The organism is Intestinirhabdus alba (assembly GCF_009711095.1).
Lineage (GTDB): Bacteria > Pseudomonadota > Gammaproteobacteria > Enterobacterales > Enterobacteriaceae > Intestinirhabdus > Intestinirhabdus alba.
Window position 1 is genome coordinate 12,117 of the sequence record NZ_WMJZ01000004.1, and the last position, 13,351, is coordinate 25,467.

Consider the following 13,351-nt stretch of genomic DNA (forward strand, 5'->3'; position numbering starts at 1 on the left):
GCAGTATTATGCGGCGGCCTGAAATGGTTAAGGCGCGCCGCTGACCTGGCCGTTGGAACAACGGCAGGTAACAACGCCCGGCGCAAAATGGGTTCCCTCACCCCAAACAGAGGCGCTTTTCCGTCATCGCCCGCGAGCGTTAACGCCGCGGTCGGTTAAAAGACAGCGTCTGAAAAAGGCACATTATGACTTCGCTTTCTCAAACTCAGCGCCCGAAGGCGCTGTTCTGGCTATCGCTATTTCACCTGCTGGTGATCACCTCCAGCAACTATCTGGTCCAGCTTCCGGTCTCGGTGTTCGGCTTCCATACCACCTGGGGAGCATTCAGCTTTCCCTTTATTTTTCTCGCCACCGATCTGACCGTGCGTATTTTTGGCGCGCCGCTGGCGCGACGGATTATCTTTGCGGCGATGCTTCCGGCGCTGCTGGTCTCATACGTCATTTCGTCGCTGTTCTATATGGGCTCGTGGCAGGGCCCAGGAGCGCTGCTGCATTTCAATTTATTCGTCGCCCGCATCGCCGCCGCCAGCTTTATGGCCTACGCGCTGGGGCAGATTCTGGACGTACACGTCTTTAACCGCCTGCGCCAGCACCGCCGCTGGTGGCTGGCACCGACGGCCTCCACCCTGTTCGGCAACGTCAGCGACACCCTCGCCTTTTTCTTTATCGCCTTCTGGCGCAGCCCGGACCCCTTTATGGCCGCCCACTGGATGGAAATCGCCCTCGTCGACTACGCCTTTAAGGTGCTTATCAGCCTTATCTTCTTCCTGCCGATGTACGGCATACTGCTGAATATGTTGCTGAAAAGACTGGCAGATAAATCTGAAATCCCGGCAATACAGCCGAGTTAAAGGTTCATTTTTGCGGTTGTGATAAGATGAACAAATGTGCCGTTATGGCCGTTTATCGAAAGGAAGAAGTCAATGCGCAAACTGGTTAAATATGTCGGTATTGGCCTGCTGGTTATGGGGCTTGCGGCCTGTGATAACAATGAGACGACAGCCCCGTCGGCGAACGCCGCCAGCGACGGCCAGGCCACCGGCCAGACCGTCAGCCTGCTGGACGGTAAGCTGAGCTTCTCTCTGCCGGCGGACATGGCCGATCGGAGCGGTAAGCTGGGCACCCAGGCGAACAACATGCACGTCTACTCAGACGCCTCCGGTCAGAAAGCGGTCATCGTCATCGTGGGCGACAATACCGATGAAGACCTCGCGGTGCTGGCGAAGCGCCTGGAGCAGCAGCAGCGCAGCCGGGACCCGCAGCTGCAGGTGGTGACCAACAAATCCATTGAGCTGAAGGGCCATACGCTGCAGCAGCTGGACAGCATTATTTCCGCGAAGGGCCAGACCGCCTGGTCCTCGGTCCTGCTGGGCAAGATTGACAATCAGCTGCTGACCCTGCAGATCACCCTGCCGGCCACCGATCAGCAGAAGGCGCAGACCGGCGCGGAAAACATTATTAATACGCTGGTTATCCAGTAACGATAACAACGAAGAGGGAAAGCGCGCCTTTCCCTTTTTGCGGTGAACCGCCGCTCTTTCGTTTACTCCCCTTCGTTCACCGCGGGCGGCGTAAAGAGGGAGCGTTTTAGCCGCCAGGTCAACAGCAGCGCAATCGCCACCAGCCCCGCCGCCGCCAGATAGATGGCCGATACCCCCGCCCGGCTCATCACCAGCCCCGCCAGAGGCCCGACGATCCCAAGAGACAGATCCATAAACACCGTATAGGTCGCCAGCGCCGCCCCCTGATTCTGCTGCGGCACCGCTTTTACCGCCACCACGCCGAGCGCCGGGAAGACCATCGAGAAGCCCATTCCCGCCAGCAGCACACCGATTTTCGCCATCCACGGCATCACCGCCATCCCCACCAGCAGCAGGCCAACGCTCTCCACCACAAAACAGACTATCGCGACGTTAAGGCCGCCAAAACGGTTAATACCGCCCGGAAACAGCAGCCGGGTGCCGACAAAAGCACAGCTGAACAGCGTCAGCGCAAAGGCAGCGCCGCCCCAGCCCCTGGCGTCATAAAATAGCGTGATAAAAGTGGCAATCACGCCAAATCCGGACGAGGCAAGGGCCAGCGCCATGCCGTAGGGCCAGACGCGCCCCAGCACCGCACGAAACGGCAACGGCTTCCCGTTACTGGCCTTCACCGCCGGGCGCGGAAGCGCCAGCAGCACCGCCAGCAGCGCCACGCCCATAATCATTAGCGCCAGCCCGCGCAGGCCGCCCCAGGCGTAAAACAGCACGCCGAGCGGCGCCCCCATCGCCATCGCTCCGTAAGTAACTATACCGTTCCAGGAGATCACCCGGCCGATGTGCAGCGAACCAACCGCCCCGACGCCCCACAGCGTCGAACCGGTGCCGGCGAAGCTCTGCCCGATGCCGAGGATCACCCGCCCCAGGCACAGCAGCAGCAGGCTTGCCGCCGGCCAGCCGCTGGCACCAGCCGCCAGGAAGTAGCCTGCTCCGCTGAGAAAACAGCCGCACAGGCCGAAAATGACGATCTTTTTCGGCCCCAGCAGATCGGCATAGCGCCCGGCGTGGGGGCGGCTCAGCAGGGTAGCGAAATATTGCAGGCTGATAACCAGCCCTGCCCAGAAGGCGCTGAAGCCCATAACGTCATGGACATAGCCCGGCAGCACCGCAAGCGGCAGGCCGATGGTCAGATAGCTGGCGAAGTTAAACATCACCACGGAGACAATGCGCAGGTTAAGGCGTAATCCGCTTAGCGCTGGTTCAGCGACGGGTTCGGGCATGAGAGATTTTCCCGTTTTTACAACAAGGTTTTATTTCTACCACGCCGCATCAAGAAAATCAGCCGCAAGATTAGGAGTAACGGCGGCGGACCAGCCGCTACACTTAACTCCGGCGGGCGACGTCGCTCCAGGGCCGTTAAGCTCCGCCCGGTTCAAAATAGCTGATGGGCGGCCTCTGCGGCGGCGTCAGCCCAACGGCAACGTGAAAAGGAAAAACCGATGACGACCCCCCAGCCCGATAAAACGGGCATGCATATCCTGCTTAAGCTGGCCTCGCTGGTCATTATCCTGGCCGGGCTCCACGCCGCGGCGGATATTATCGTACAGCTCCTGCTGGCGCTCTTTTTCGCCATTGTGCTCAATCCGCTGGTTACCTGGTTTATTCGTCGGGGGGTTAAACGCCCGATGGCGATCGCCATTGTGGTGGCGGTGATGCTGATCGCGCTCACCGCCCTGATCGGGGTGCTGGCCGCCTCGATTAACGAATTTATCGCCATGCTGCCGAAGTACAATAAAGAGCTGACGCACAAGCTGCTGCACCTCCAGCAAACGATGCCCTTCCTTAACCTGCACCAGTCGCCGGAGCGGATACTGCAGCGGATGGACTCTGAAAAGCTGATGGGATACACCACCACTCTGATGACGGGGCTGTCCGGGGCGATGGCCAGCGTCGTGCTGCTGGTCATGACGGTCGTTTTTATGCTGTTCGAGGTTCGCCACGTTCCCTACAAGCTGCGTTTCGCCCTCAACAATCCGCAGATCCACATTGCGGGCCTGCACCGGGCGCTGAAGGGCGTCTCCCACTACCTGGCGTTAAAAACGCTGCTCAGCCTGTGGACCGGGGTTATCGTCTGGCTGGGGCTGACGCTGATGGATATCCAGTTTGCGCTGATGTGGGGCGTGCTGGCGTTCCTGCTTAACTATGTACCGAATATCGGCTCAGTCATTTCCGCCGTGCCGCCAATGATCCAGGCGCTGCTGTTCAACGGGTTTTATGAGTGCGTGATGGTGGGGGCGCTATTTCTGGTGGTCCATATGGTGCTGGGCAATATGGTGGAGCCGCGCATGATGGGCCATCGCCTGGGCATGTCGACGCTGGTGGTGTTCCTGTCGTTACTGGTCTGGGGCTGGCTGCTGGGGCCGGTGGGTATGCTGCTGTCGGTGCCCTTAACCAGCGTGTGCAAAATCTGGATGGAGACCACCAAAGGCGGCAGCAAGCTGGCGATACTGCTGGGACCGGGGCGGCCAAAGAGCCGGCTACCCGGCTAGCCCCCGCGCCGGCCTGGCGAATGCAGTGCTCAGCCTCGCCATCTGCACCCCCACGCCGTTTACGCTCACCGCCGGAGCGGTGGAGCGTCCGGGCGCTTAACGTAAGTTTTCCGGGAAGTTGGCCGGCAGCTCGCTGGCCGCGCAGTCAATAACGCTGTCGTTATCCGCCCCGCAGTCGCGCACAAAGGTGATGGTGGCGAACTCGTCGATAACCTCCGTCGGGTAAGCCGGTCCCGCCTCGCGATACGACTCCATCAGCGGAATATGGTCGTTCTGGAAGCAGACCGTTTTTTCCGGGTTGTTGATCACCCAGCGCGGGAAGAATATGGTGCCGTGGAACAGCCGATCCCCCAGGTTGACGATCAGGCTGACGTCGGTGCCGGTCGGTTCGGTCCAGGAGATTTTGTAGATGCTCTCCCCTACCCGCACGATCCAGGCGTGCTGATCTTTTACCCAACGGTTGCCGACGATGCCGCTGTGGATGCGGTAGTCGAGCGTCCGGGCGTTTTTGACGTAAATCTCGTAGTTCCAGCCGTTGTCATAGGTATAGACCAGATGTTTGCCCACAAAACCGCTCAAATCATGTTTATCAAAGGTCGCCATAATGTTTCTCCTGATGTTCGATGAGGGGATGTTATCCCTTTAAAACCTGGATGAATAACGCTATGTTTGCATCATATTCATTCAATTTTTAGATGAGTTATGCATAAAACAACCCTGGAGCAGTGGGCCTTACTGGAAAAGGTAGTGGAACTGGGAAGCTTTGCGAAGGCGGCGGCGCAGACGAACCGCAGCCAGTCTTCGGTCAGCTATAACCTTGCGCTGCTGCAGGAGCGGCTCGGCGTGACGCTGCTGACCCCGGCCGGACGCCGGGCGGTGCTGACTCCCGCCGGGGAGCTGCTGCTTGGCCAGGTCGCGCCGCTGCTGAGGGCGTTCACCTGGGTGGAGACCCGCGCCTCCACCCTGCACGACGGCGCGCGCACGCGGCTGGATCTGGTGGTGGACAGCATCTTCCCGCGCCGCCGCCTGTTCGCCATTCTGAAACAGTTTCAGCAGGCCTGGCCCCAGACCCAGGTGCGGCTGACGGAGGTGCTGGAGAGCGGCTCCGGCCAGCCGTCGGCTTACGCCGATGCCGACGTGATGGTGCTGACCCGCCGCCAGGACGTCACCGGGCGCGGGGAGTGGCTGATGAATATCGATTTCATCGCCGTTGCCCATTGCGATCATCCGCTCTGCGCCCTTCCTGCGCCGCTGAGCGAAGAGGCCCTGCGCCCCTGGCCGCTAATCTGCATTGCCGACCGCGACACGCCGCCGCAGCCGGCGCACGATGCGTGGACCTTCTCCACCGTGGATGCCGCCATCGACGCGGTGATGTACCAGGTGGGCTACGGATGGCTGCCGGAGGAGCGCATCCGGCCGCTGCTGGAGCAGGGCACGCTACGCCCGCTGCCGTTGACCCACGGCGCACGGCGTGCCACCCCGCTGCACCTGATTGTTAAGACCTCCCTCGCGCCGCTGGACGCCCAGGTCACCACCCTGCTCCACCTGCTCCGCGCGGGCTGAGGCACCGCTTTCGCCGGTCTGTGGCCCGCAGACCGCCCAACTATTGATCCAGAACAGGCCAAAAGTATGATGAATCCTTAAAATCGTCATACCCAATAAGTTGTACGCCTGCCTGACTCAGGCCGCCGGCCGGGCAACGCCCACGCCCGCGCGGCCAAAGTTTGTCGGGTCTACCACCTTTTTTACGTTCTTTCGGGGCCACCCATGTTGTCCAGACTACGCTGCACGCTGCCTGCGCTGCTGGCCTGCGCATCCTTTTTCGCGCACGCCGCCGCGCCTGATGAATTAACCACCGCCTGGCCGGTGAACGTCGGGCCGCTCAACCCGCACCTCTACACGCCAAACCAGCTGTTCGCCCAGAGCATGATCTATGAGCCGCTGGTGAAGTACCAGGCGGACGGCACGGTGACGCCCTGGCTGGCGAAAAGCTGGTCCCGCTCGGCGGACGGCAAGGTCTGGACCTTCATCCTGCGCGACGACGTAACCTTCTCCAACGGCGAAGCCTTTGACGCCTTTGCCGCCGAGGAGAACTTCCGCGCGGTGCTTGATAACCGCCAGCGCCACGCCTGGCTGGAGCTGGTCAATCAGATTAGCGGGGTCCAGGCGCTCGATAAAACCACCCTGCGCATTACCCTGAAAAGCCCCTGGTTCCCCTTCCTGCAGGAGCTGTCCCTGCCGCGCCCGTTCCGCTTTATCGCCCCGTCGCAGTTTAAAAATAATGAGACGATGAACGGCATTAAGGCCCCCATCGGCACCGGCCCGTGGGTGCTGAAGGCGTCGAAGCTCAACCAGTACGACGTGCTGGTGCGCAACGAGCGCTACTGGGGCGAAAAGCCGCAGCTTAAGCAGGTGACCGTGAAGGTGATCCCCGATCCCACCAGCCGCGCGGTGGCGTTTGAAACCGGCGAAATCGATCTGCTGTACGGCAACGAAGGGCTGCTGCCTCTCGACACCTTCGCCCGCTTCAGCCACACCCCCGGCTACCGCACCCGGCTTTCGCCGCCGGCGGAGACGATAATGCTGGCGCTGAACTCAACCAGAGCGCCCACCGACGAGCTGGCGGTACGCGAGGCGCTGAACCACGCGGTAAACAAAAAATCGTTGATCGACAACGTGCTGTACGGCACCCAGCAGGTGGCGGATACCCTGTTCGCCCCCTCCGTTCCCTGGACCCGCATCGGCCTGCAGCCGCGCCGCTACGATCCGCAGCAGGCGAAAGCCCTGCTGGAAAAGGCGGGCTGGACGCTGCCGGCGGGCAAAACAATCCGCGAGAAAAACGGCCGGCCGCTGCGCGTTGAGCTGGCCTTTGTCGGCACCGACGCCCTGAGCAAATCGATGGCGGAGGTGATTCAGGCCGATATGCGCCAGGTGGGCGTCGACGTGACGCTGGTTGGCGAGGAGGAGAGCAGCGTTTTCGCCCGCCAGCGCGACGGCCGCTTCGGCATGATCTTCAACCGCACCTGGGGCGCGCCTTACGATCCCCACGCCTTTATGAGCGCGATGCGCGTGCCTTCCCACGCCGACTTCCGGGCGCAGGAGGGGCTGGCCGACAAGCCGCTTATCGACAAGGAGATTGGCGAAGCGCTGAGCACCACCGACGACGCCCGCCGCCAGGCGCTGTATCGCGATGTCCTGACCCGCCTGCACAACGACGCGGTCTACCTGCCGATAAGCTACGTTTCGCTGATGGCGGTATCGAAGCCTGAGCTGGGCGAGATCCCCTTCGCCCCCATCGTCTCGGACATCCCTTTTGAGCAGATTAAACCGGTGAAACCCTGATGTGGCGCTACATTGCGCGGCGCGTTGCGCTGCTGATCCCGATGATTTTCGCCGCCTCGGTGATTATTTTTCTGATGCTACGTCTGGGCACCGGCGATCCGGCCCTGGACTATCTGCGGCTCTCCAGCCTGCCACCCACCCCGGATATGGTCGCCTCCACCCGGGAGATGCTGGGGCTGGATCGGCCGCTCGCACTCCAGTACGCCAGCTGGCTGTGGCGGGCGCTGCGGCTCGACTTCGGCGTCTCGTACGCCACCCAGCGCCCGGTGCTCGACGATATGCTGACCTTCCTGCCCGCCACCCTGCAGCTGGCGGGGGCGGCGCTGGTGCTGATCCTGCTCACCTCGGTGCCGCTGGGTATCCTGGCGGCGCGGCATCGCGACCGCCTGCCGGACTTTGCGGTGCGCCTGATCGCCTTTCTCGGCGTATCGATGCCCAACTTCTGGCTCGCTTTCCTGCTGGTGATGTTCTTCTCAGTTTACCTGCAATGGCTGCCCGCCATGGGCTACGGCGGCTGGCAGCACCTCATTCTGCCGGCGGTATCGATCGCCTTTATGTCGCTGGCGATTAACGCCCGCCTGCTGCGCGCCAGTATGCTGGAGGTCGCCGGGCAGCGCCACGTCACCTGGGCGCGGCTGCGCGGCCTGAGCGACAAACAGACCGAGCGCCGCCACATTCTGCGCAACGCCTCGCTGCCGATGATCACCGCCGTCGGGATGCACATCGGCGAGCTGATCGGCGGAACGATGATTATCGAAAATATCTTCGCCTGGCCCGGCGTCGGGCGCTACGCCGTGTCGGCCATTTTTAACCGCGACTACCCGGTGATTCAGTGCTTCACCCTGATGATGGTGGTGGTTTTCGTACTCTGTAACCTGATCGTCGACCTGATCAACGCCGCGCTGGACCCGCGCATTCGCCGCCATGAAGGAGCGCATTGGTGAATTTTTTCCTCTCTTCACGCTGGCCCGTGCGCCTGGCGCTCCTCACCATCGCGCTGCTGGCGCTGATTGCCCTGAGCGGCCAGTGGTGGCTGCCCTACGATCCGCAGGCCATCGATCTGCCGTCGCGCCTGCTGTCGCCGAACGGCCAGCACTGGCTGGGCACCGATCATCTGGGCCGCGATATTTTCTCGCGCCTGCTGGCGGCCACCCGGGTATCGCTGGGATCGGTGGCGGCCTGCCTGCTGCTGGTACTGGGGCTGGGGCTGGCGGTCGGCGGCAGCGCCGGGCTGATTGGCGGCCGCGTCGATCGCATCACCATGCGCGTGGCGGATCTGTTTATGACCTTCCCGACCTCCATTCTTTCGTTCTTTATGGTCGGGGTGCTGGGTGCCGGGCTGGGCAATGTGATCCTCGCCATCGCCCTGTCGCACTGGGCGTGGTATGCGCGAATGGTGCGCAGCCTGACCATCTCCCTGCGCCAGCGCGAGTTTATTCTCGCCGCCCGGCTCTCCGGTGCCGGCCATGTGCGGGTATTTATCGATCATCTGGCGGGGGCGGTGATCCCCTCGCTGCTGGTGCTGGCATCGCTGGACATTGGCCATATGATGCTGCACGTCGCCGGGATGTCGTTTCTCGGCCTCGGCGTTGCCGCGCCGACCGCGGAGTGGGGGGTGATGATCAACGACGCCCGCCAGTATATCTGGACCCAGCCGCTGCAGATGTTCTGGCCGGGGCTGGCGCTGTTTATCAGCGTGATGGCCTTTAACCTGGTGGGCGACGCCCTGCGCGATCGCCTGGACCCTCATCTGATCGCGGAGCACAACCACTGATGCCGCAGCGGATAGAACTACGCAACATCGCCCTGCAGGCCGGACGCCCGCTGGTCCACGACCTCTCTTTAACCCTCAGGCGCGGCCGGGTGCTGGCGCTGGTCGGCGGCAGCGGCAGCGGGAAGTCGCTAACCTGCGCCGCCGCTCTCGGGGTGCTGCCGCCGGGGGTTCGCCAGACGGCGGGAGCGATCCTGGCGGACGGCGCGCCGGTGGCGGCGCACAGCCTGCGCGGCACCAGCATCGCCACCATCATGCAGAATCCGCGCAGCGCCTTTAATCCGCTGCACACCATGGCGACCCACGCCCGGGAAACCTGCCTGGCGCTGGGAAAACCGGCGGACGAAGCCACGCTTATCAAGGGGCTGGAGGCGGTCGGGCTGGAGCAGGCGCGGCGGGTGCTGAGGCTTTATCCGTTCGAGATGAGCGGCGGGATGCTACAGCGGATGATGATCGCCCTGGCGGTCCTGTGCGAGGCACCGTTTATCATCGCCGACGAGCCGACCACCGATCTCGACGCGGTCGCCCAGGCGCGCATTCTCGACCTGCTGGAGAGCCTGATGCAGCGCCACGCTCCCGGAATGCTGCTGGTGACCCACGATATGGGCGTGGTGGCGCGGCTGGCGGACGACGTGGCGGTGATGGATAACGGGCGCATCGTGGAGCAGGGCGAGGTGGAAACCCTGTTCCACGCGCCGCAGCACGCCGTAACCCGCGCCCTGATCTCCGCCCATCTCGCCCTCTACGGCATGGAGTTAACCCCATGACATTGCTCACCGTGTCCGCCCTTTCGCACCGCTACGCCCACGCGAACCTGAGCGGCAAACATCAGCACCAGGCGGTGCTACAGGATATTTCATTAAGCCTGCAGAGCGGCGAAACCGTCGCCCTGCTGGGGCGCAGCGGCTGCGGCAAAAGCACCCTCGCGCGGCTGCTGGTGGGGCTGGAGCCGCCGACCAAAGGCAGCGTCTGCTGGCGCGGCCAGCCGCTCTCCCGGCTGAACCGGGCCGGGCAGAAGGCGTTTCGTCGCGAGGTGCAGATGGTCTTCCAGGACGCCATCAGCGCGGTCAACCCGCGCAAAACGGTGCGCGAGATCCTGCGCGAGCCGATGCGCCATCTGCTCTCGCTATCGAAGGCGGAGCAGCTGGCCCGCGCCCGCGATCTGCTCCACGCGGTGGAGCTGGACGAACCCCTCCTCGACCGGCGTCCGCCGCAGCTCAGCGGCGGCCAGCTGCAGCGCGTCTGCCTGGCGCGGGCGCTGGCGGTGGAGCCGAAGCTGCTGATCCTCGACGAGGCGGTCTCCAGCCTCGACCTGGTGCTGCAGGCGGGGGTTATTCGCCTGCTGAAAAAATTGCAGCGGCAGACCGGCACCGCCTGCCTGTTCATCACCCACGATCTGCGCCTTGTGGAGCGCTTTTGTCAGCGCGTCATGGTGATGGACGCCGGGCAAATCGTTGAAACCCAGCGGGTTGGCGAGACGCTGGCCTTTTCCTCCGACGCGGGTCGTATGCTCCAGAAAGCGGTACTTCCTGCCCGTCCGGTGCGCCGACGCGCCCAGCTATAAGGTAGAAATCAGATGCAACGAGTCACCATTACGCTCGACGACGATTTACTGGCCACCCTTGACGACCTCAGCCAGCGCCGCGGCTACAACAACCGCTCGGAGGCGATTCGCGATATTCTGCGCGACGCGCTCTCCCAGGAGTCCACCCAGCAGCACGGCACCCAGGGCTTTGCGGTGCTCTCCTGGGTCTATGAGCACGATAAGCGCGATCTGGCCAGCCGCATCGTCTCCACCCAGCACCACCATCACGATCTCTCCGTCGCCACCCTGCACGTGCACATCAACCACGACGACTGTCTGGAGATTGCCGTGCTGAAGGGCGACATGGGCGACGTGCAGCATTTTGCCGACGATATTATCACCCAGCGCGGGGTGCGCCACGGCCACCTGCACTGTTTGCCGACGGAGGATTAGGCGGCCCGCACGTCATCCTGCGGATCGCTGTCGGAAAGTCGATTCACTTCTTCTGCCTTTATCCACTGGCGATAAAGATATTCACCCTTTCCTGCCGCGCTTAGCGCCTGGCGCTTAGAGCCTATCCCATTAGGCGTTATTGGCGCAGCCAGTTTGGACACGGACAGCGCACAGAAACCGGAGCGTACACGCAGTACGTGAGGATTTCGAGCACTGCCCAGGTCCAAAATGGCAAGTGAAATAGCCCTAATGGGATGGGCTCTTAATGTGATCGCCATCGACCGCCTATTTAATAATGCATTTCATCCCCTTTCATTTCGCAATAAAAATAACGTCACGCCGCTAAAAGAGTGTGAAGAACATCACCCGGCGGGCGCTTAACGCCGTTAAAACAAAAATAAGTTAGTGAGTTTTTTCAATGCATTAGAAATCACTCCGCGGCCTTTTATTGCTTGTGGCACAGCTCCTGCAATTTATCCAGTGCAATCAACACTGGAGAGCGTTACATGACCTGGAAAATTTTACTTCCACAAGAAATTATGGCTGAAGGAAGAGAATATCTGGAAAGCCGCGGTTACGAGCTGATTACCGGTTCCGGAATGGAAGAAGAGGATATTATCCGCGATATCCCGGACTGCGACGGTATTATCGTGCGCCTGTCTAAAATGTCCGACCGCGTATTTGAAGCGGCGAAGAAGCTAAAGGTTGTCGCCCGCCACGGTGCTGGCTATGACACCGTCGATCTGGAGTCCGCTAAGCGTCACGGCGTGGTGGTGCTGAACGCCCCCATCGCCAACAGCATGTCGGTCGCCGAGCTGGCTATTTTCTACATGCTGCACTGCTCGCGCAACTTTAAGCTGGTTGAAGAGAAGATGCTCGAAGACTATTACTGGGCCAAATTGCGCACCCCGAAGGTGGAGCTGGACGGTAAAACCCTGGGGCTGATCGGCGTGGGGAATATTGGCTCGCGGGTGGCGCTCAAGGCGCTGCACGGTTTTAATATGAAGGTCATCGCCTACGATCCCTATAAAACCCAGCAGCAAATGCCGGCAGGCGTTGAGCGTACGGACGACTTCGACCGCATCTTTAAAGAGAGCGACTTTGTCTCTCTGCACTGCCCCACCACGGCGGAAACCACCGATTTTGTCGGCGAAAAACAGTTCTCCCTGATGAAACCAACGGCCTATTTTATTAATACCGCCCGCGGCAGGCTGGTGGATGAAAAAGCGCTGTATCACGCCTTAACCCACAACATTATCGCCGGGGCGGGCGTCGACGTTCTGAAAAAAGAGCCGTTTGACGCCAGCGACCCGATTTTCTCATTAAGCAATATCGTTATCGGCCCGCATATCGGTGCCGCCACCATTGAGGCCACCGACCGGGCCTCCCTGCACTCTGCTATCGGTATCGACGAAGTCCTGTCCGGGAAGAAACCCTCCTGGCCGGTTCCGGGTTTTGAAGGAGAATAATGATGACTATTGGCAACCGCGTTTATTTAAAACGCCCGGCGTTTGACGCCGCGCTGCGTAAAGAATATGAGCAGATTCCGGTGGCGAATATTGCCGACACCATGAACCGTATTGCGGTGCTGGGCAACGGCATCAGGCTTCTCTCCTCGCCGAAAAAACCGATCATGGCCGGCTTTGCCATCACCGTGAAGGCGCGCGCCGGGGATAACCTGATGCTGCACGCCGCGCTGGATATGGCGACGGAGAATGACGTTATCGTGGTCTCCAACGAGGGCGACCGCTCCCGCGCGCTGATGGGCGAAATCATGGTCGCCTACGCCCACTGCAGCAGAAAAATCGCCGGCATCGTGCTGGACGGCCCGGTGCGCGATATCGACGCGCTTTCGGTGCTCGACTTCCCTATTTTCGCCACCGGTGCCAATCCGGCCGGGCCGTTTAAAGAGGGGCCGGGCGAGGTGAATACGCCGATTGCCGTCGGCGGCGTCGCCGTCTGCCCCGGCGATCTGATCGTCGGCGATGCCGATGGTGCCATTGTTATACCGCTCGGCGACGCGCGGGCGCAGCTGGAAAAAGCGCAGGCCTACTCGGCATTCGACGCCGGAAAAGTGGAAGCCGCGAAGAACGGCTCCGCCAACCGCCAGTGGGTCAAAAAATCGCTGGAAGCGAAAGGCGTTGAGTTTATCGACGACAGCTGGCGCTGACCTGAAGGAATCATAACGGCTGCGGCGTTGTTCCGGCCGCGGCCGTTAAAGCAAAGGTAATAA

At 61.6% G+C, this 13,351-nt stretch carries 15 protein-coding genes; 13 read left to right on the forward strand and 2 right to left on the reverse strand.

The window, feature by feature from the left end; all coding sequences use genetic code 11:
• Positions 1-185 precede the first annotated feature (185 nt).
• Positions 186-851 carry a 7-cyano-7-deazaguanine/7-aminomethyl-7-deazaguanine transporter gene (locus GJV78_RS03935; protein WP_155107108.1) on the forward strand — a complete coding sequence of 222 codons (666 nt, stop codon included), beginning with the start codon at positions 186-188 and terminating at the stop codon, positions 849-851.
• 72 nt (positions 852-923) lie between these two features.
• Positions 924-1,481, forward strand: coding sequence for a DcrB family lipoprotein (locus GJV78_RS03940; protein WP_155107109.1), 558 nt, complete (start codon positions 924-926; stop codon positions 1,479-1,481).
• Positions 1,482-1,543: 62 nt separating this feature from the next.
• Here GJV78_RS03940 and GJV78_RS03945 read toward each other — a convergent pair whose 3' ends face one another.
• Positions 1,544-2,758 carry an MFS transporter gene (locus GJV78_RS03945; RefSeq protein WP_155107110.1) on the reverse strand — a complete coding sequence of 405 codons (1,215 nt, stop codon included), beginning with the start codon at positions 2,756-2,758 and terminating at the stop codon, positions 1,544-1,546.
• Positions 2,759-2,977: 219 nt separating this feature from the next.
• Here GJV78_RS03945 and GJV78_RS03950 point away from each other — a divergent pair, with 219 nt between their 5' ends.
• Positions 2,978-4,027 carry an AI-2E family transporter gene (locus GJV78_RS03950; protein WP_155107111.1) on the forward strand — a complete coding sequence of 350 codons (1,050 nt, stop codon included), beginning with the start codon at positions 2,978-2,980 and terminating at the stop codon, positions 4,025-4,027.
• A gap of 96 nt (positions 4,028-4,123) precedes the next feature.
• On the opposite strand, the gene GJV78_RS03955 is transcribed toward GJV78_RS03950, so the two are convergent.
• Entirely contained in the window at positions 4,124-4,633 is a 510-nt protein-coding gene (locus tag GJV78_RS03955) for a phenolic acid decarboxylase (protein WP_167519375.1), read from the reverse strand.
• 96 nt (positions 4,634-4,729) lie between these two features.
• Between GJV78_RS03955 and GJV78_RS03960 the strand changes: the two genes are divergently transcribed.
• The 10 genes from GJV78_RS03960 to GJV78_RS04005 all read left to right on the forward strand — a co-directional run bounded on the left by GJV78_RS03960 (position 4,730) and on the right by GJV78_RS04005 (position 13,288).
• Entirely contained in the window at positions 4,730-5,590 is an 861-nt protein-coding gene (locus GJV78_RS03960; RefSeq protein WP_155107113.1) for a LysR family transcriptional regulator, read from the forward strand.
• A 204-nt stretch (positions 5,591-5,794) separates the two neighbouring features.
• Positions 5,795-7,369, forward strand: coding sequence for a nickel ABC transporter substrate-binding protein (nikA, locus tag GJV78_RS03965; protein ID WP_155107114.1), 1,575 nt, complete (start codon positions 5,795-5,797; stop codon positions 7,367-7,369).
• On the forward strand, positions 7,369-8,313 hold the full coding sequence (gene nikB / locus GJV78_RS03970; RefSeq protein ID WP_155107115.1) for a nickel ABC transporter permease subunit NikB: 945 nt from the start codon (positions 7,369-7,371) through the stop codon (positions 8,311-8,313). The genes nikA and nikB overlap by 1 nt, the downstream gene beginning before the upstream one ends.
• Positions 8,310-9,143: a nickel ABC transporter permease subunit NikC gene (gene nikC, locus GJV78_RS03975; protein WP_167519364.1), complete on the forward strand. Its 834-nt coding sequence runs from the start codon at positions 8,310-8,312 to the stop codon at positions 9,141-9,143. Before nikB ends, nikC begins: the two co-directional genes overlap by 4 nt.
• Entirely contained in the window at positions 9,143-9,907 is a 765-nt protein-coding gene (gene nikD / locus GJV78_RS03980; RefSeq protein WP_155107117.1) for a nickel import ATP-binding protein NikD, read from the forward strand. The genes nikC and nikD overlap by 1 nt, the downstream gene beginning before the upstream one ends.
• Positions 9,904-10,704 (forward strand): nickel import ATP-binding protein NikE, encoded by an 801-nt coding sequence (gene nikE, locus GJV78_RS03985; protein ID WP_155107118.1) that lies wholly within the window; start codon positions 9,904-9,906, stop codon positions 10,702-10,704. Before nikD ends, nikE begins: the two co-directional genes overlap by 4 nt.
• Positions 10,705-10,716: 12 nt before the next feature.
• A complete protein-coding gene (gene nikR / locus GJV78_RS03990; RefSeq protein ID WP_155107119.1) occupies positions 10,717-11,118 on the forward strand; it encodes a nickel-responsive transcriptional regulator NikR in 402 nt (133 codons plus the stop codon).
• Between the two features lie 228 nt (positions 11,119-11,346).
• Positions 11,347-11,499 (forward strand): hypothetical protein, encoded by a 153-nt coding sequence (locus GJV78_RS03995; RefSeq protein ID WP_155107120.1) that lies wholly within the window; start codon positions 11,347-11,349, stop codon positions 11,497-11,499.
• A 125-nt stretch (positions 11,500-11,624) separates the two neighbouring features.
• Complete coding sequence (locus GJV78_RS04000; RefSeq protein WP_155107121.1) at positions 11,625-12,587, forward strand: hydroxyacid dehydrogenase; 963 nt, start codon at positions 11,625-11,627, stop codon at positions 12,585-12,587.
• A gap of 2 nt (positions 12,588-12,589) precedes the next feature.
• Positions 12,590-13,288, forward strand: coding sequence for an RraA family protein (locus tag GJV78_RS04005; protein WP_155107265.1), 699 nt, complete (start codon positions 12,590-12,592; stop codon positions 13,286-13,288).
• The last annotated feature ends 63 nt before the right edge of the window (positions 13,289-13,351 follow it).

Bases quoted from the DNA above. Each gene is read 5' to 3' on its own strand.
- GJV78_RS03935 (WP_155107108.1), top strand. From the start codon at position 186: ATGACTTCGCTTTCTCAAACTCAGCGCCCGAAGGCGCTGTTCTGGCTA.
- GJV78_RS03940 (WP_155107109.1), top strand. From the start codon at position 924: ATGCGCAAACTGGTTAAATATGTCGGTATTGGCCTGCTGGTTATGGGG.
- GJV78_RS03945 (WP_155107110.1), bottom strand. From the start codon at position 2,758: ATGCCCGAACCCGTCGCTGAACCAGCGCTAAGCGGATTACGCCTTAAC.
- GJV78_RS03950 (WP_155107111.1), top strand. From the start codon at position 2,978: ATGACGACCCCCCAGCCCGATAAAACGGGCATGCATATCCTGCTTAAG.
- GJV78_RS03960 (WP_155107113.1), top strand. From the start codon at position 4,730: ATGCATAAAACAACCCTGGAGCAGTGGGCCTTACTGGAAAAGGTAGTG.
- nikA (WP_155107114.1), top strand. From the start codon at position 5,795: ATGTTGTCCAGACTACGCTGCACGCTGCCTGCGCTGCTGGCCTGCGCA.
- nikB (WP_155107115.1), top strand. From the start codon at position 7,369: ATGTGGCGCTACATTGCGCGGCGCGTTGCGCTGCTGATCCCGATGATT.
- nikD (WP_155107117.1), top strand. From the start codon at position 9,143: ATGCCGCAGCGGATAGAACTACGCAACATCGCCCTGCAGGCCGGACGC.
- nikE (WP_155107118.1), top strand. From the start codon at position 9,904: ATGACATTGCTCACCGTGTCCGCCCTTTCGCACCGCTACGCCCACGCG.
- nikR (WP_155107119.1), top strand. From the start codon at position 10,717: ATGCAACGAGTCACCATTACGCTCGACGACGATTTACTGGCCACCCTT.
- GJV78_RS03995 (WP_155107120.1), top strand. From the start codon at position 11,347: ATGGCAAGTGAAATAGCCCTAATGGGATGGGCTCTTAATGTGATCGCC.
- GJV78_RS04000 (WP_155107121.1), top strand. From the start codon at position 11,625: ATGACCTGGAAAATTTTACTTCCACAAGAAATTATGGCTGAAGGAAGA.
- GJV78_RS04005 (WP_155107265.1), top strand. From the start codon at position 12,590: ATGACTATTGGCAACCGCGTTTATTTAAAACGCCCGGCGTTTGACGCC.